This window comes from Chryseobacterium binzhouense, from assembly GCF_007474545.1.
Taxonomy (GTDB): Bacteria; Bacteroidota; Bacteroidia; order Flavobacteriales; family Weeksellaceae; genus Chryseobacterium; species Chryseobacterium binzhouense.
The window spans coordinates 385,987-404,596 of record NZ_VKOG01000003.1; the positions used below are offsets into that span (position 1 = coordinate 385,987).

General features: G+C 33.6%; 14 protein-coding genes and 1 pseudogene. 3 read left to right on the top strand and 12 right to left on the bottom strand.

The genetic code is table 11. The annotated features are described in order from the left end of the window. Positions 1–15: 15 nt before the first annotated feature. The 7 genes from FNE73_RS10430 to priA all read right to left on the bottom strand — a co-directional run bounded on the left by FNE73_RS10430 (position 16) and on the right by priA (position 9,423). Positions 16–777 (bottom strand): TatD family hydrolase, encoded by a 762-nt coding sequence (locus FNE73_RS10430; RefSeq protein WP_143884545.1) that lies wholly within the window; start codon positions 775–777, stop codon positions 16–18. A gap of 2 nt (positions 778–779) precedes the next feature. Continuing rightward, entirely contained in the window at positions 780–1,307 is a 528-nt protein-coding gene (locus FNE73_RS10435) for a DUF4269 domain-containing protein (protein ID WP_143884546.1), read from the bottom strand. Continuing rightward, on the bottom strand, positions 1,300–2,259 hold the full coding sequence (locus FNE73_RS10440; RefSeq protein WP_143884547.1) for a GSCFA domain-containing protein: 960 nt from the start codon (positions 2,257–2,259) through the stop codon (positions 1,300–1,302). Before FNE73_RS10440 ends, FNE73_RS10435 begins: the two co-directional genes overlap by 8 nt. A gap of 23 nt (positions 2,260–2,282) precedes the next feature. After that, positions 2,283–3,254 (bottom strand): polyprenyl synthetase family protein, encoded by a 972-nt coding sequence (locus FNE73_RS10445; RefSeq protein ID WP_143884635.1) that lies wholly within the window; start codon positions 3,252–3,254, stop codon positions 2,283–2,285. A gap of 100 nt (positions 3,255–3,354) precedes the next feature. Then, on the bottom strand, positions 3,355–5,271 hold the full coding sequence (locus tag FNE73_RS10450; protein WP_143884548.1) for a M1 family aminopeptidase: 1,917 nt from the start codon (positions 5,269–5,271) through the stop codon (positions 3,355–3,357). A 78-nt stretch (positions 5,272–5,349) separates the two neighbouring features. Then, positions 5,350–6,816, bottom strand: a complete 1,467-nt coding sequence (dacB, locus tag FNE73_RS10455; RefSeq protein WP_143884549.1) for a D-alanyl-D-alanine carboxypeptidase/D-alanyl-D-alanine endopeptidase — start codon at positions 6,814–6,816, stop codon at positions 5,350–5,352. A gap of 159 nt (positions 6,817–6,975) precedes the next feature. Next, positions 6,976–9,423 carry a replication restart helicase PriA gene (gene priA / locus FNE73_RS10460; RefSeq protein ID WP_143884550.1) on the bottom strand — a complete coding sequence of 816 codons (2,448 nt, stop codon included), beginning with the start codon at positions 9,421–9,423 and terminating at the stop codon, positions 6,976–6,978. 171 nt (positions 9,424–9,594) lie between these two features. On the opposite strand from priA, the pseudogene lptB reads away from it, so the two are divergent. The 3 genes and pseudogenes from lptB to FNE73_RS10475 all read left to right on the top strand — a co-directional run. Continuing rightward, positions 9,595–10,320 (top strand): annotated as a pseudogene (gene lptB, locus FNE73_RS10465) (LPS export ABC transporter ATP-binding protein); the annotation flags it as partial. Between the two features lie 574 nt (positions 10,321–10,894). Continuing rightward, positions 10,895–11,293 (top strand): hypothetical protein, encoded by a 399-nt coding sequence (locus FNE73_RS10470; RefSeq protein WP_143884552.1) that lies wholly within the window; start codon positions 10,895–10,897, stop codon positions 11,291–11,293. 139 nt (positions 11,294–11,432) lie between these two features. Next, complete coding sequence (locus FNE73_RS10475) at positions 11,433–12,386, top strand: helix-turn-helix transcriptional regulator (protein ID WP_143884553.1); 954 nt, start codon at positions 11,433–11,435, stop codon at positions 12,384–12,386. 83 nt (positions 12,387–12,469) lie between these two features. On the opposite strand, the gene FNE73_RS10480 is transcribed toward FNE73_RS10475, so the two are convergent. From FNE73_RS10480 to FNE73_RS10500, 5 genes are all read right to left on the bottom strand, one after another. Then, on the bottom strand, positions 12,470–12,958 hold the full coding sequence (locus FNE73_RS10480) for a DinB family protein (RefSeq protein ID WP_143884554.1): 489 nt from the start codon (positions 12,956–12,958) through the stop codon (positions 12,470–12,472). 217 nt (positions 12,959–13,175) lie between these two features. Further along, on the bottom strand, positions 13,176–15,659 hold the full coding sequence (locus FNE73_RS10485) for a beta-mannosidase (protein WP_143884555.1): 2,484 nt from the start codon (positions 15,657–15,659) through the stop codon (positions 13,176–13,178). After that, entirely contained in the window at positions 15,659–16,036 is a 378-nt protein-coding gene (locus tag FNE73_RS10490; protein WP_143884556.1) for a GxxExxY protein, read from the bottom strand. Before FNE73_RS10490 ends, FNE73_RS10485 begins: the two co-directional genes overlap by 1 nt. Before the next feature lie 721 nt (positions 16,037–16,757). Next, positions 16,758–17,420: a copper homeostasis protein CutC gene (locus FNE73_RS10495; protein WP_143884557.1), complete on the bottom strand. Its 663-nt coding sequence runs from the start codon at positions 17,418–17,420 to the stop codon at positions 16,758–16,760. A gap of 176 nt (positions 17,421–17,596) precedes the next feature. Continuing rightward, on the bottom strand, positions 17,597–18,589 hold the full coding sequence (locus tag FNE73_RS10500; RefSeq protein WP_143884558.1) for an isoaspartyl peptidase/L-asparaginase family protein: 993 nt from the start codon (positions 18,587–18,589) through the stop codon (positions 17,597–17,599). Between the last annotated feature and the right edge of the window lie 21 nt (positions 18,590–18,610).

Consider the following 18,610-nt stretch of genomic DNA (forward strand, 5'->3'; position numbering starts at 1 on the left):
TATAAAAAACAAATATTACTGTAAAATTCTTTTGGCATTCTGGGTTGTAATCATGCTGATTTCATAAAAATCTTTGTTGTAGATATTTACCAGTTTTCCCACAATCAGATCAAGATATGAACTTTCGTTTCTCTTACCTCTGTGCGGAACCGGAGCCAGATAAGGTGAATCGGTTTCCAAAACAATTTTTTCTAAAGGAATCTCATGTAAAAACTGATCAATCTTCCCATTTTTAAAAGTAACAACTCCACCAATTCCCAATAAAAAATTTAAATCTAGTGCATGTTTTGCCTGATCTGCATTTCCAGAGAAACAATGGAAAATTCCTCTAAGTTTAGGATGCTTTTTTCTTTCTAAAACTTCAAATGTCTCATCAAAACTTTCTCTGGTATGAATGACAATCGGCAAGTCTTTTTCAATTGCCCAGTCAATCTGCTGTTCAAAAGCTTTTATCTGAATGTCTAAAGTACTTTTATCCCAATATAAATCAATTCCAATTTCTCCAATAGCAGGAAAGTTTCTCTGATCCAGATAATTTTTTACAATTTCAAGTTCTTTTTCCCACGATTCCGGTTTTACATAACAAGGATGTAATCCCATCATTGAAAAAATGTTTTCAGGATATTCGCTTTCAAGCTGAAGCATTTTATCATGTGATTCGGAATCAATTGCCGGAAGATAAAACCCTGTAACTCCCTTTTCTAAAGCTCTCTGAATTGTCTCTTTTCTGTCATTATCAAATTCTTCAGAGTATAAATGTGTATGTGTGTCAATCATTTTTATAATTTTAACAGGTCTTCGTAAGGATGTTCCAAATTCAGTAACATTCCGAAAGCGGGTTCCGTTTTTATTCCCTGTTTTTTTAATTCTATTATTTTCTGCTTAAAATTCTCACCTTTCTCCTGCAATATTTTATATTCTGCAATCATGTGGCGGTAAGCATTTTGTTCTTTTACAGGTTTGTTTTGTCCAAAAATTTCTATAGCAAATTCATCAAGTGTAAAATTTACTGTAATGCACTTTTCACCATTTAAAATCGGATAATCAATCTTAACATCATTTTCGTTCAGAATTATTTTATTCAAAGAAAGATCCTCTAAAAAATTTTCTTCAAATTCTACATCAACTTCACAAATAATATCCAGATCACTTCCATCAACATCGATTTCTATTGGGATTGTTCCTGCTAAAATGGGCGAATAAGATTTCAATTTCCTGAAAATATGATATTTAATTAAAACTTCATAAGCTCTTTTTTGCCTTTCGTTTCCGGTTATCAGATAATCAATATTCGTGAAATCAATCATTTGGAAATACTTTGTGCTTTACTTTTTTTCTTTGAGTTTCAATTCTAAGATGTAATTTTTCTCTGAATTCTATATATTTCGGATCTTTTTCGTCATCACTCCGATGTTCAAGAGCTTTTACAATCTTAAAATTTTCTTTGATAAAATCTTTTGTTTCTGTTGAAAAATAAGCCGAGCCAAATTTATCAAATATATAATTGACTGCCTGAGAATTAGGATGGATCATATCATCCTTATAAAATCTGTAATCCCGCAAATCATCCATCAAAATCTCATAAACAGGGAGATAATGGCAATTGTCAAACTCATTAGCCACTTCATGGACTGCCGCAATCAATTTCGATTTGCTCAATTGGTTTTCAATCATTCCGTCTTTGGTATGACGCACGGGGGAAACGGTAAACAGAATCTGAAGCTGATCTTTACAGATATCTTTCAGATTAATAATTGTATCATAAATAGAATCAGATATTTCCTGTTGGGTCAAAAGTCTTTTATTGAAAAATTTTGAAGGGATTTTATGACAATTGGCAACCAGTTTTTCTTTAGGCTCAAATTCGTAAATATAGGAAGTTCCGTAGGTAATAATTACCCATTCAGCCTGCTGCAGAAAAAGATTTCCCTGTTCTATTCCTGAATTTATCTTTTGTAAAGTCTGATGAATATATCTTGTATCAAAACTGGTGTGATGATCCAGAGAAATATATTTTTCGTCATAAATGATCAGTTCATCCTCCCTGTAAAACTCCGAATCATGAAGCCTTTTAACGGCATTATTAATAGAAAACGGATTGAAAATCGTTCCGAAAGGATTATTCATACTTTGAAGCTGACCTTTCGCCAATAAATCTGACATTTCAGAAGCAAAACAAGATCCTATTGAAAATATTCTATCCTCAACTTCTATTTTTCTTTCAGATTCGTAAATATCAACTTCTGTACGGAATTTCATTCATTAAACTTGAGAATTATAAATTAACTCTCCCTTCTCAAAAGATAATTTGCAAGCTCTATAAATGGCTTTTTCTTTTCTTCGGGAGCATCAATTTTAGAAAGATAACTTTGTCCTATCTCATTATGTTTTTCAATCAGGCGCAACGCTTTCTCGTCAACTTTGGTTCTTCTGAAAATCTTTTCCACCCCATAAACCTTATCAATATTATCCGTTTTCTTAGAATACCAGTAATCCAGCTCTTTACGTTCTTCATAGGTTCCGTGCTCTCTTGCCAGCAGATACAGTACGGTTTTTTTATTTTCGTAAATATCGCCTGCATGTTTTTTACCAAACTGAGCCTGATCTCCGAATACATCAAGATAATCGTCCATAATCTGAAATGCAATTCCGATGTGCTTTCCGAAGTTGAAAATCGCTTTGGCGTCTTTGAACTGAGCTTTGGCAATCATAGCACCAATTTCAAAGGATGATGCACTCAGTACTCCTGTTTTGTATGTAATCATTCGTATATAATCATCAAAAGTTACATTTTCCTGAGTTTCAAAATTGATGTCGTATTGCTGTCCTTCGCACAAAAGCAATCCGGTATGGGTAAAAATCCGGATACAGGCTTTGAAGATTTCTGGCTCAAGATCTTCAAAAAACTTGTATGCTTTAAGCATCAACCCATCTCCCGAAAGAATCCCGGTATTGATACCGTGAAGAGTATGAATGGTTGGTTTGTTTCTTCTGAGTGGAGCTTCATCCATAATATCATCATGAATGAGCGTAAAATTATGGAAAAACTCTATCGCCAGCGCTGGCTTTATCGCCATTTTCTGATCACCATTGAATAAATCACAAGCCATTAAAACCATAATCGGACGAAGTCTCTTGCCGCCGTGAGAAATGATGTAGTTCATCGGTTCATACAATTCAGTCGGCTTATCCTTAAAGGTATATTTATTAATAGCGTCAGCAACAATCTGCTGGTATCGGTCTAAAAATTCCATAAAATCTAATAGTTTCAACAAAAATACAATTTTCTGAGGGGTTATAAAACAAAAAACTTTGCCTGTACAGACAAAGTTTAGTTATTAAATTAAGATATTTTTACTCTTTAATGAATTTCAGATGAACATCTGATAATGTTATAAAATATATTCCTTTTTCCAATGAAGATACATCTACCTTATTTTGAGTTTTCCCTATCATAGCCAATCTTCCGTCTTCTGTATAAATTGTAAATTCTGTTTCTTTTTTCAGACCTGAAACAAATAACTCATTTTTAGCAGGATTAGGATAGATATTGAAATTATTACTAATTAATTCGGAAGTATTAAGGCTGCTGTCCTGCGTTACAGTAGAATTTCTATCAAGAATCTGGTATTCATAATTAAACTGAACACTTGCTACCGGAAAACTGATATTTTCTGTAAAATATTGATTGTTTGAAGTGTTATTTAAAGCAAAATAAGCAATCTGTCCTCCTGTTCCTGTCACTTTTATCGGTAAAGGCATTTCGAAAAAACTTACTGAAGAATGACTTTGAGTTTGTGAAGCCTTAAACGTCAGCTGATTTCCCACCTGTTTCCAACGTATATCATAAGTAGGATAACCCTGACCGTAAACCCAATCATTAAAAAATTCTGTAAAATTCTTACCTGTGGATTGGAGTAAAGAGGCGTTAAGATCTGCTGTTCTTGCATAGCTGTACGCCAGATTGGGTCTTGCATGATAATCTTTTATTGCCTGATAAAAAACAGTATCTCCCAAAATCCATTTCATCATCCTTACAATGTACCCTCCTTTAGAATAAGAAAGCCTGCTGCTGAAAATCGCATTAATATTTGCCAGATTTGCATCAGCAACATAAACACTTCCTCCCGCAGAGCTTGTGATATAATTTTTTTCGCTGAGCAGATAATTCAGAAATTGTGCATTGGTCATCAAAAGTTTTTCATTCGCCAGATGTTCTCCAAATGTTGCAAAACCTTCATTGAGCCAGATATCGTTCCATGCACCACAGGTAACCTTGTCACCAAACCACTGATGCGCAAGCTCATGAGCAATCAGCGATCTGCTCCAACCTCCCATGGAAGACATCGTCTGATGCTCCATTCCGCCTCCTGCCTGAAATTCCATATGACCATACTTCTCATTTCTGAAAGGATAAGTTCCGAAATAAGTTTCAAAAGTATTCATCAGTGTTTTCGTCCACTCAATATTATTCATGCTTGTAGTGTTGGAAAAAGTAGACGGAAAAACATAATTTACGAACGGAAACGGAGGATTGCCAATGGTATCATTCATCTTAATAAAATTAGTGATTGACAAGGCAATTAAATAAGCAGTTGTGGGATACTGGGTTCGCCAGAATGTAAGCTTCTGCCCGTTTCCTAAAATAGATTCCGAAACAAGTCTGCCATTAGCCGCAACACTGTATTGTGGAGGACTAGTCACCTTTATGTCAAATTTTTCGATCTTATCGTTAAGACTTTGTTTTGTAGGAAACCAATCCTGCGCACCGTAAGGTTGATTGAGTGTTGACAGAACCGAATTACCACCCTGAGTTCCGTTAAAAAATGCATTATTGGGCGAGAACGGACTGCCGGAATAATGAATCGTAAGAGAATCTAACACATTAGCAGGAAGAGATGATGTAAAATCTATTTTTAATTCTCTGGTTGAAAGCTGTTGAAAATTCAGATTCTGACCATGAAAAACCACCTGAGAAACCGGCATATTATTGTTGAGGTCAAAATAAATATTGCTGATTGGCTGACTGGGTTTAAAATGAGAAGTTACCGTTCCGAAAATCTGCAGTATTGCAGGATCAATAGAAACATCCATTCTTTGATACTGAAGATCGTAGTTTAGAGTATTGTTGTTGATGTTTCCTGCCCCCATCTTTGCAGTGTAAGCTGCCATTTCTTTCTCTACAAGCCCTTTTTTTTCAATATTCATATTTTGAGCTTTTAGCAAACCTGCTGTGAACAGGCTTAAAAGCAAAAGATATATATTTTTCATTTATAAATTATTAAGGCTTAAAGATAAAAAAAACCTTTCAATCAAAGATTAAAAGGTTTCTATGTAAAGTTGATATTTTTATAGATCTAATGCAGGTTTCAAAATTGCTTCCATTTTGCTTTTTACCTGAGTCACCGAACCGGCGTAATTATTAACCATTAACGAAAAACAAAGTGTCTTTCCTGAATTGGTTTTTAAATACCCTGCTAAAGTTTTTACTTTATTTAAAGTTCCTGTTTTTGCAAAAACCTGTCCGTTGCCTTCTGTCAAAAACATACTTTTCAATGTTCCTGACTGACCTCCGATCGGTAATGAATTAAAATAAGTTTTGTAAAACTTACTTCCCATAAGAGAAGAAAGATATTTTACCTGCGAAATCGGGGTCACCTTGTTACTCCTTGAAAGACCGCTTCCATCCATATAATTCAAACCTTCCAGATCGAAAGCAATATCTTTAAGATGATTGTTTACAACAATTCTGCCTGTTTCAGAAGTCTGGTCTCCCATTTTCTGGAAACCTACTGTCTTCAGTAAAGCTTCTGCTAAGGAATTGTCACTTCTCTGATTGGTATAATACACAATATCGGCTAAAGTCGGAGACTGATAAACACTTATTTTTTTTCTGATTTCCGGCGCAGCATCAGTCATTTTCGGACTTACTTTTCCTATAACTCCAACACCGCTTTTTACAAGATTAGCCTTGAAAGAATTGGCAAGATAAGCCGGTGCATCAGGAAGTTTGGTAGTTAAAGTTCCGTCACCATCATATTTCTCTGCATACACCATCTGATTGGCATAAGGTGAAACATAGAAAAACTTTTTATCTGCAGCAGTCGTTAAAGATTTCTTTACAATCAGCTTTTCGTTTGCAGGATTTATTTCTTTGGTAGTCCCTACAGGAAGATAGTAATTATTGTTTTCCAACCACACAACATTTTCCGGAAGTCTCGATAAGTTACCTTTGAAAAGCGCTGTCTGAATGACAATATCACCATTTACCTTTTTGATTCCCTCATTTTTTATACCTGAAACGAAATCTGCTACAATATCTTTATAAGACCATGCTCCCGCTTTGTTGGTTCCCAAAGAAGGATCTCCGCTTCCTACAATATAAAGATTACCGTTTAGTACTCCGTTCTCGTCAATTTCTCCGGAATACTCAAGCTGAGTCATCCAGCGATAATTCTCACCCAACAAACTCAAAGCCGTCTCTGTCGTTAAAAGTTTTGTTGTTGAAGCCGGAACCAAAGGAGTAGTTTCATTATAAGAAGAAATTACTTTTTTAGTTACAGGATCATAAACTACAAATCCCCACGTTGCATTTTTCAGCACCGGATCTGCCATCATTGTATTGACATTGATATCAACAATATCCTTGGGCGATAAAATAGCTTTTTCTAAAGCATCTACAGGAGAAGGCAGATTTAAACTTCTTGAGTTGTCATTATTATGAGAGTAAAGAACTGTAGAAACAGTGGTTTGAGCCCACAAAAAACCGGCTGCTAACACCGTTACACCTGAAATATATTTTCTGAAATTTACCATCTAATTTTCTTTTTTGATATAATTTGGATTCTATAAAAAATGATTGGTTAAATGATTAATTACAATCCAAGCATATAATCAACGGTCAAATGTAGAGATTATTGCTGTACGTTGAGCCAGAGCGGAATGATAAAACGCTATAAAATTTGTTAAAATTTGTTAAAAATCCACTAAAATCTCTTTTTTAATACTTTGATATGCAGTAATTTCATCAAATTCGATTAAACTTAACAAAACCAGCTTTTTATAAGCTTCATAATTTTTGCCACGCGGTAACTTAAGTAAAATCTGAAACTGATAAAGGTTATTAAGACGTGCAATCTGCGATCTTTCTGGTCCTAAAACACATTCTTCCGGAAGGTATTTTCTTAGAACAGATCCTAAAAACTGCGATGCACGATTGACCTTATCATCCTTCCTGTGCTTCAGTTCGATCATAATTAGTTTAGTGAAAGGCGGATAATGAAATTTTTGACGTTCTGTAAGAAAATATCTATAAATTTTAGGAATATTATTCATTTTAATCAACTGAAAAACAGAATGATCAGGATTGAAAGTCTGAATTAAAATCCTTCCTGCTCCCGAAACTCTTCCGGCTCTTCCCGAAACCTGAGTAATCAGCTGATAGGCTCTTTCTTCAGCTCTGAAATCCTGTACATACAGCATAGAATCTGCTTTAGGGATAGCTACCAATTCGATATGATCAAAATCAAGACCTTTGGAAATCATCTGAGTTCCTACAACAATATCCGTCTCTCTTTCTTCAATTTTTTCGTACAGTTTTTCGTAGGCAAACTTTTTCCGCATAGAATCTACATCCATCCTGTCAACTTCACTATCAGGAAAAATTTTTGAAACCTCCTCATGAATCTGCTCCACTCCCACTCCTCTTTCGTTGAGATTTTCAGAATAACATTTTGGGCAGACTTTAGGCTTTGAAGCTCTTTGTCCGCAGTAATGACACTTCATTTCATTAGCAGACTTATGATACGTCATCACGACATCACAATTGGAGCAATAATTTACATAGCCGCAAGATTCGCATTCTAAAACACTTGCATAACCACGACGGTTATGAAGAATAATAGTCTGATTTTTGTCTTCGAGCGTTTTCCTGATTTCATCAATCAGCTTTAAAGAAAAATTACCGGAAACTTTTTTAGAATCCTGAGCTTCTTTGAAGTTGATAAGTTCAAATTCAGGCAATTTCACATTTCCGAATCTTTCACTCAAAAAAACATACTGCATTTTTCCTTTTCTGGCAGAATAATAGCTTTCAACAGAGGGTGTTGCCGAACCCAAAATTACTTTAGCATCATAAAATTTAGCCAAAACCAATGCTGCATCTTTCGCATTAAAATAAGGAGAAACTTCACGAGGTTTGTATCCGGAATCATGTTCTTCATCCACAATAATCAATCCCAAATTCTGAAATGGCAGGAATAAGGAACTTCTTGTAGCAATTAAAACTTTTATATCATCATTTTTGATTCTTCGCCAGATTTCTACTTTTTCAAAATCGGTGAGTTTCTGATGATAAAAACCCAATTGTCTTCCGTATTTTTTTTCTAAACGTTGCGTAATTTGTTTGGTAAGTGAAATTTCCGGTAAAAGAAAAAGCACATTTTTGTCCTGAGAAATGCAATCCTCAATTTTTTCCAGATAAATATGAGTTTTCCCCGAGGAAGTTACCCCATGAAGCAATACATTCTTATCTTCCGAAAAAGCCTCATCAATTTCAACAACCGCTGTTTTCTGGATTTCTGTAAGCTCTTCTACGTCTTCAATTTCTCCGTCGTAGCTTTCAATCCTGTCTTTCTGCAGATAATATTCTTCAACAAGATTTTTATCTGCTAAAGATTTAAAGTGTGAACTGACGAAATACCCGTCTTCAAATAATTCTGATTTTCTGATTAGCAGATCAGGATGCTCAGTTTGTTTTTCAAGAATATGAAGAAAAAGATCTTTCTGTTTTTTAGCCTTATTTAGCTGTAAAAGAATTTCGGTAAGATTTCTGGTTTTCAGAACCTCATTATTTATTTTCACATAAGCAACTTCTTTTGCTTTATACTTTTCAGCCACTTTTTCATCAATTTCGATATATTGTAAATCAATAAGTGAATTGATGGTTTTAATAATATCCTTTTTGGGAATAAAAGCCTCAATATCAGACAAATTAATGAGTTGTCTCACTTCCAGCGCCTGAATAAGATACATTTCATTGACATCCAGATTTTCAAATTCGATCGTTGCGTTGGGCTTTAATTTAAGATAGGTTTCGCTTTCCAGTTTTAAGGAAGAAGGAAAAGCAAATCTGTAAATTTCTCCCAGATTACACAAATAATAATCAGAAAGCCATTTCCAGAATCTGATCTGTTGTGGCGTTAAAATTGGCTGCTCATCTAAAATGCTGATGACTTCTTTCGGCACAAAACTTTCCGGAGCCGAATCGTGAAGCTCAAACACAATTCCGGTATAGATTTTTTTTCCGCCGAAGGAAATCAAAACTCTCATTCCCTGCTGAATAGCTGGTACTAAATTATCGGGAACTTTATAAGTGAAAGTTCCTTTAAGATTGAGCGGTAAAATAATCTGAGCGTACTGCAAGGGAATGTTTAAGGTGTAAAATTAGATTTTTCTTTTTAAAAATAAAAGGACAAGTATATTTTTCATCCGCTGAAAGACATTGATTTTAAAATCTGTTCATTTTAATTTTCGGACAGTAATTAACAATACTGAAAATATATTCATAATTCAAAAAACTTTATCTTTGCGACTATGATTTTACGAGGAGAAAACTTAATCAAGGAATACGGCCCTAAAAAAGTTGTAAAAGGTGTTTCTGTACAGGTTCAGCAGGGAGAAATTGTAGGTTTGCTTGGTCCGAACGGAGCCGGAAAAACTACGTCTTTCTATATGATTGTAGGATTGGTAAAGCCTACTTCCGGAAAAATCTTCCTCGATAAACAGGAAATCACAAATGATGCCATGTACCGCCGTGCTCAGAAAGGAATCGGTTACCTTGCTCAGGAAGCCTCGGTTTTCAGAAAACTTTCCGTTGAAGATAATATTCTTGGGGTTTTACAGCTTACCAAGCTTTCAAAACGAGAACAGCAGATCAAATGTGATGAGCTGATTGAGGAATTTTCTTTGCAGCACGTTCGTAAAAACAGAGGAGATCTTCTTTCCGGAGGAGAAAGAAGAAGAACCGAAATTGCAAGATGTTTGGCAACAGATCCCAGTTTTATCCTTCTGGATGAGCCATTTGCAGGAGTTGACCCGATTGCTGTAGAAGATATTCAGAAAATCGTAAGAAGCTTAACCGACAAAAATATCGGAATTCTGATTACCGACCACAATGTACAGCAGACACTGGCGATTACCAACAAAACCTATATCATGTTTGAAGGTAAAATTCTGAAAGAAGGTCTTCCTGAAGATCTTGCCAATGATCCGCAGGTGAGAGAAGCGTATCTGGGAGAAAATTTCGTTTACCAGAGTATTTTCGATAAACCTAAGAAGAAAACGTATGTTTATAATATATGGGCAGGAAATTTTGATTCAAAATCACAACTTCAAAGCTTTGTGGATGAAAACTTCAGTCAGTTTAATGATTTGAGGCTAATGTATGGTTTTGAAGACATTAGTTTTGCCTCTCTTGCCAATTCTGAGATTGAACACATCTTCAGCGAAATCGTTGATAAAACTGCCAATAATTCTTTTGTTTTTCAGAAGAAAGAAATTAATTTCCAGTATTCTCCGGAGCAGGCTGAAGCAGAATCAAAAGCGGCAGGTAAAGAAGAATTGCATTATCTTACCAGCTACAGTTTTGAGGGCTAATTATTCATTTTACACATATTTTAATGAATTATATATAATAAAAAATTAAAATCCCTTATTATATCATTAAAATAAGAATAATTGTTATTAAGCTAATAAACATATTTTAATAATCTTCTGCAAATAATGACAATATTGGCTTATTTTTTGTTATTTAAAAAATCTATCGCAACCAAACATGTTATTAAATAATTTGTATAATTGGTTTAATTTTAATCTTTAACACAACTTATCTACAATGATGAATTCAAAAAAAGTATCTTTATTTATTACTGTTTCCACTATTATTTTTTCAGCACTTACTTCTTGTTCTAGTCGTTTAGTAGGAACTTGGAATGTAGCAAAGTATGAAACGATAACACCAGGCAAACAAAATATTTTACTGAATAATATTGGAACAATTACTTTTAATGGAAATAACTCTGGTGAGAAAAATCTTAATTTTCAGATTATGGGTATTGAAAGAAAAGATCAGCTAAAATTTGATTGGACTGCTACTGAAAAATATGTGACTATAAAAAATGGTGGTGAAGAATTTTCAAAAATCTGGATTATCTTAGAAAATAAAAAGAATTTTCAGAAATGGAGATCAACAGACGGAACCAATCAAATTCAGGTTATAGAACTCAACAAATAGTAATAAAACTTAAACTAATACTTTACAAAAACTGACGTAGGTCAGTTTTTTTTATGCTAAAAATCAGACTCTGCTTAGAAAGCATCAAATTAAACTAAATTTGCACTGTATCTAAACCGATAAGAGCATTTTAATTAAAATGAACGATCATTATCTGAAAAAACTCGACCGTGTTACTGCAATTCTCACTCAGTTACAATCAAAACCCATTGTAAGAGCACAGGATTTGGCTGAAAAATTTGATGTAAGCATCAGAACCATTTACCGTGATGTAAAAACTCTGGAAAATGCAGGAATTCCCATCATTGGAGAAGCAGGAAGCGGATATTCTCTGATGGACGGATACAAACTTCCTCCGGTAATGTTTACTAAAGAAGAAGTTCTGAGTTTTATTACCGCTGAAAAACTGATGCAGCGCTTCTCCCATGAAAGTCTCGGAAGTCATTACAAAACAGCAATGGAAAAGGTACGATCAGTGCTGAAATATTCTGACCGAAATTTATTGGCAAACATCGAAAAGCAAATTGATATTTTTGACAATTATCCAAAAACTGAGGATAAGATTAAAAATATTATTCCGACTATTTTGGAAAGTATTGCAGAAAAAGTTCAGCTAAAGATTGACTATAAAACAGTAAACGATGAAATTTCTACCAGAACGATTGAAGTGGTGGGTGTATTTTTTGAATTCAATTATTGGTACATTATTGCGTATTGCACTTTGAGAAACGATTTCAGGCAATTTAGGATTGACCGGATTTTAAAATTAACAAAAACACAAACTCCTTTTCTACAGGAATACGGACAGATTAACGACTACCGTAAAAATCCCAATGGAAATAAAACATTCGTACGAATTCTGGTTGATAAAAAAATTATGGGACATTTAGGAAATTCTAAAATCTATTATGGTCTAATTAAAGAAACAGAGACAGAAAATGGTTTTGAACTGACCTTTGAAACAGAATGGATTGATGAAGGATTTCCGCGGTGGCTGATTACTTTCGCTGATTATGCCGAAGTTATAGAACCGGAAACTTTAAAAATTAAGATGAAAGAACTGATTCAGAAAATTTCTAAGAATTTCCAATAAAAATCTCTCACAGATTTTAAATGTGTTTCAACATCAAAATCTGTGAGAGATAATCTAAATTACCGTAAAACAGGTGGGAAAATTTAAAATCTTTCCCAGAAGAAAGGTGGCTCTATTCCTAAAGCTCTTAAATAAACATAACCTTGTCCGCGGTGATGTATTTCATTATCAACAAAATATAGAATATTCTGATACACAGGAAATTCGTACTGCCCAAAAAGATTGAATGTTTCCTGAAATCTCTCCTCAGAAATCTGATTAAAATAATGATTAATCACTTCAGTTTCTTCATCCCATTTTGCAAGGATTTCTTCTTTGGTTTTAGGTTTAAATTCTTCTTCAGAAAATTCTTCAATCTGATGATTTACAATTCCTTTCAAAGCAGGACCTGCAATACTGATAAGTTCCACTACCAATTTTGCGAACGGTCTCATTCCACCTACCGAAAATTCAAACAATTCTTTTTCAGGGAATATCTCAATAACTCTTCTTGTAAGATTTCTGTGACCTTGCCAGTGTTCCAGTAATTGTGCCGAAGAGATAAACTGTTGGATTTTTGTTGTTGTTGTCATAATTTTGTTTTATTTGTTAATGTTAAAACAAAGGTAAGAGCAGTTGATGACAACAGTTTGTCAGTAGTATTTTAGTTGTATAAAAAAATTTAAAATTTTTTAAATAAAAATAAAATTTATACGTTATGCTAATAATGATGAGGAAGTTCAGACATAAAAATATGTAGAGGTAGATAAATAATTTTGAAATTGGCCGGTCTGTATGGGATCGGTCTTTTTATTCATAAATCGTATCCCATAAACTCATCACTTCAATATTTTTTGATGGTTCAGATAATTTGATTCTTCTGGAAGTTTTTGGCAACAGATCAAAGAAATTATCGCTGAAATGAGTTTCTCCTATTAAGTAAACATCTTTTGCCAGAACGTCAGTTGAAATTTCGATTTCTGTGGATGATATTTTCCTGATTTTAATATTGGGTTTTGTGAGTTTTAAATCTTTCGGCTTTGAGAAGAAATAATTGCTTTCGGCTATGATTTTTTCATCTTTTCCTCTGAGAATTAAATTTAAATATAATTCGTTTTTATCTGAATCACCTGTCAATTTAGCAAGCGATGAGGAATCAAACTTCACTACCTGACCTAATTTTTGTTTCTGATTGGAAACCGCAGTAAGAAAATTTTCACCCTTAAAATTGTTCACTTCAAATTCCAATTGTACATCTTCAAAGTTTTCCAAACCATCATTAATTCCATAAAAATTCAGAATTCCGTTTTTTTCTTCCGTCAGAATTACCTGATTTTCAAAACTTCTCTTCACCTGATAATGCAGTGCCTTCCAGTTTCCCAAATAATCTATGGACGACCACGAAACAACTGGCCAACAATCATTCAGCTGCCAATATAAAGTTCCCATATTGTAAGGTTTTGCACGGCGGTGTGCTTCAATGGCAATCTGCATTCCACGAGCCTGAAGTAATTGGGAAATATAATTGTATTTTACAAAATCAGTCGGAACTTTATAATCCCTTTCCATATATTTCTGAATAATTTCCCAACCTCTGGAATGTTTTTCATGAGCTTTTATGGTTGAATTTTCTAAACTTAAATCTGGTTTCCGAGAAAACATAGATTTTGTGGTCTCTAAAGTTGGCATTCCCTGAAATCCGTATTCAGAAGCAAACCTTGGAACTTTTTTGTTGTAAATTTCAAAAGGTTCTTCTCCCCACCAAACTCCCCAATAATGAGAATCGCCTTCAGTAAGGCTTTCTTTGTGTCCCCATCCGATTGAAGGCGAACTTTCCCAATAGATTTGTTTATCTGCGGTTGCATATTTTTTTATTGCATTAGGGATAACTTCATGAAAAATGGTTTTATAATCTTTCCAAACCTGCAAAGAATCTTCTTTTGAATATTTGAATTGCTTCTGATATCCCCAATTGACAATTGCTTTATCAATTTCGTTATTTCCGCACCATAAAGCCAGAGAAGGATGATTTTGTAATCTTTCGATCTGATCTTTGACTTCCACTTCTACATTTTTCTGAAAATTTTCATCAGCCGGATAAAAACTTCCCGCAAACATAAAATCCTGCCACACAAGAATTCCATTTTGGTCGCAGGCTTTATAAAATTCATCATCTTCGTAAATTCCGCCACCCCAAACACGAATCATATTCATATTGGCTTCTTTACAGTCTTTGATCAGTTTATGGTACTTTTCCTTTGTCATTCTGGGCAAAAAGTTGTCACCGGGAATCCAATTCACTCCTTTTGCATATAATGGATTTCCATTAACTTTAAAATAAAATGATTTTCCTTTTTCGTCTTTTTCCTGAATTAACTCCACCGTTCGCAGACCTATTCTTTCTTCTTTTTTACTGATTATATTCGACCCGTCTTTTAAAGAAAATTTAAGCAGATAAATATGTGCTTTTCCCCATCCGTTGGGTTGCCAGAAATGTGGATTTTCAATGGTAAACGGAATTGAAATTTTATTCAAACCTTTTTTTAAATAAATATTATGACTTTTATCTTCAATTAAAAAATTGTATTTCCCTTCTATCTCTGCAAATATTTCTGCATGAATATTCAAATCTGCTTTTTTCTTTGTTAAATTTTTTTGCTCGATTTTTATATTTTCAAATTTGGCGTTATTCCAGAAATTCAACTTTACATCTTTCCAGATTCCTGCAGTAACCAATCTCGGTCCCCAATCCCAGCCAAACTGATACTGCGCTTTCCGTACAAAACTCCTCGGAGATTCTGGTGTGGTGAAAGGAACTTTTTGTGCTAAATCTTTTCCAACGTTTACCGCAGATTTGAATTTAATTTGTAATAAATTATCTCCAATTTTTAAATTCTGCTTCACAGGAATTATCCATTTTCTGAACATATTATCCGTTGATTGCAGCAATTTTCCATTTAAATAAATATCCGAAAAAGTATCTAAACCATTAAAAACCAAATCAATATTCTGATTCTCTAATTCTTTAGATAAAATTTTAAATGTAGTCTGATAATCCCAATTTTCACTTTCAATCCACTGAACTTTTTTCTCGTTTTCATCTTTGAAAGGATCAGGAATGATCTTGTTATTCATCAAATCTAAATGAACCGTCCCCGGAACTGTTGCAGTAAGCCATTTTTGATCTTTTGCATTTTTAAACTGCCATTTTTCAGAAGATAAATTCCGCTCAGAAGATTGAGCTAATATTATATTTTGAATAAGACAAAAAAGAAAAAATAGAGTTTTTTTCATTATAATTTATTTACAATTCTATGTATTCCGTCTTTGATTAAAGGTGAATTAAAATTAATTAGAAGCCCAAGTCTGATATTGGTCAGCTTTAAATAAGTCAAAACCTGAGAGTAAAATATAGGATGAATATCTAAAACTGATTTTATTTCAATAATCACTTTATTCTCTACAATCAAATCTATTCTGTAAGCATTATCAATAGATACTTCTTTATATTTCAAGGGCAGTGAAATTTGATTTTCAACTTTTAAACCTAGTTTTTTCAATTCGTATGCTAAAGCAATCTCATAAGCATTTTCTAATAAACCAACTCCGATTGTTTTGTGTACTTCTAATGCTGCACCAATAATTTTATAAGATAATTCGTTTTCTGTCATTTGTGTTTGTGTTTGTGCTTAATATTTACCTAAGATTAAGCTAAGCGTGTTTAATTAATGCTATTTTTAATAAACGCAAAGTTTAACTCATTATGATTATTTTCAGAAGCAAAGAATAGCAAACAAGTTGCTTAAGCTTGAATATACATGCGCTTAAATCAATTTATTGATTATTCTTTGCTCCTTAAGTTTTGAATATTTTTATTAAGCTTTGCGTTTAAATGCTACTTTGTAACGCAAAGATCATTTTTTTTATTTAACATTTTAAGATGCAAAGAATAGCAAACAAGTTGCTTAAGCGTGAAAACACATGCGGCTTAAATCAATTTATTGATTATTCTTTGCTCCTTAAGTTTTGAATGTTTTTATTAAACTTTGCGTTTAAATGCTACTTTGTAACGCAAAGATCATTTTTTTTATTTAACATTTTAAGATGCAAAGAATAGCAAACAAGTTGCTTAAAGTGTAAATATACATGCGCTTAAATCAATTTATTGATTATTCTTTGCTCCTTAAGTTTTGAATGTTTTTATTAAATTTTGCGTTTAAATGCTACTTTTTAACGCAAAGATCATTTTTTTATTTAACATTTTAAGATGCAAAGAATAGCAAACAAGTTGCTTAAGCGTGAAAACACATGCGCCTTAAATCAATTTATTGATGATTCTTTGCTCCTCAGTTTTGAATGTTTTTATTAAACTTTGCGTTTAAAATCAATTCTTTAAAAATTAAATTTGAGATTTTTAATCTCTTCTGCACTCGCAAAACTTTCATAAGGCAGAACCGCCGAAGAATGAAAATAATTTCCTTTCGTTATATTTTTTAAATCTGCAATATTTACGGAACGAACACCACCTCCGATTAATATTCTAATGTCATCCGAATAATCTTCAACCATTTTTTTTAAATTTTCTATTCCTTCTAAAGCAGAATTTTTTCCGCCTGAAGTAAGAATTTCTTTAAAACCCAATTCAATGATTTTTTCTGTTGACTCAAAAATATTTCTGGTTCTGTCTATTGCTCTGTGAAAAACACAGGGTTTGCCGTTCGCAAGATCAACAAGAATTTTATTTTTCTCCATATCAACTTCATGATTTTCATCTAAAATTCCGAATACAAAACCATCGGCATTGGCTTTTGAAAAAGCCAGAATATCATTTTGCATCTGCAGAAATTCCTGATTACTGTACAAAAAATTTCCACCAACAGGACGAATCATCACATGAATTGGTGTAAGGTATTTCTCTTTTAAATATTTGAATTCTTCAATATTCGGAGTAATTCCTCCTAAACTGATGTCTGCACAAAATTCAATTCTGTCGGCAACAGAATTCAGGGCAATTTCAGCAGAAGTAATATCGAACGTGGCAATTTCTAAGAACATCTATTATGGTTATTTATTTATAAAATTAAACATTAAGCTAAATTAGATTATACGAATTTTTAAGACTCAGATAAATCTGATTTTAGCAGCTAGCTTAAGTAATTATCTTTAGATAATCCTTAATCAAACTTACAAACTAAAGAACTTAATGGTTTGAAATTTGATTATATTCTACTCTATTTCAAAGCAAATTCAGGCTTTTCAAGACGGTTTCCTTTCTGGTCGTAAACCGCAAAACTGAACCCATCCTGAATACAATATGAACCATATTCTCCTTTTTTATTGATGGCAATAAAACCAACCTGAATATCTTTCAAATTTTTATTTCTTTTTTGAGTAATTTTTACAATTCTATCAACTGCTTCCTTACAAGCCTGTTGCGGATTTCTACCTTGTCGCATCAATTCAACCACCAAATGAGTTCCCACAGTTCTGATCACTTCTTCACCATGACCTGTTGCCGTCGCTGCACCTACTTCATTATCAACAAACAAACCTGCACCAATAATGGGAGAATCTCCTACTCTTCCGTGCATTTTGAAAGCCATTCCGCTGGTTGTACACGCGCCGGAAAGATTTCCCTGTGCATCCAAAGCGATCATTCCTATCGTATCATGATTTTCAATATTGACAATCGGTTGATATTTGCTGTCTTTCAGCCATTCTTTCCACTCTTTTTCAGATTCTGCAGTAAGAATGTTTTCTTTTTTAAACCCCTGAGAAACGGCAAACTGCAATGCTCCATCACCGACAAGCATCACGTGAGGCGTTTTTTCCATCACGGCTCTTGCTACAGAAATTGGATTCTTAATATTTTCCAAAGCTGCAACCGAACCGATATTGTAGTTTTCATCCATTATGCATGCATCCAAAGTTACTCTTCCGTCTCTGTCGGGACGACCTCCGTAACCAACGCTCCTTTCCATCGGATCATTTTCAACCAAACGTACACCTTTCTCTACTGCATCCAAAGCTCTTCCACCTTTTTTTAAAATTTCCCAAGCTTCTTCGTTGGCTTTTAAACCAAAATTCCAGGTTGAAAGTACAATAGGTTTATTTACCGGCTTACCATCTTCAGGTATATCTTTCGCAATCAAATCCAAAGGATTTAACAATAATGCTGAAGATATGAATGCTGTATTTTTTATAAATTTTCTGCGTGAAGACATTTTATATTAGTTTTTAGGTTG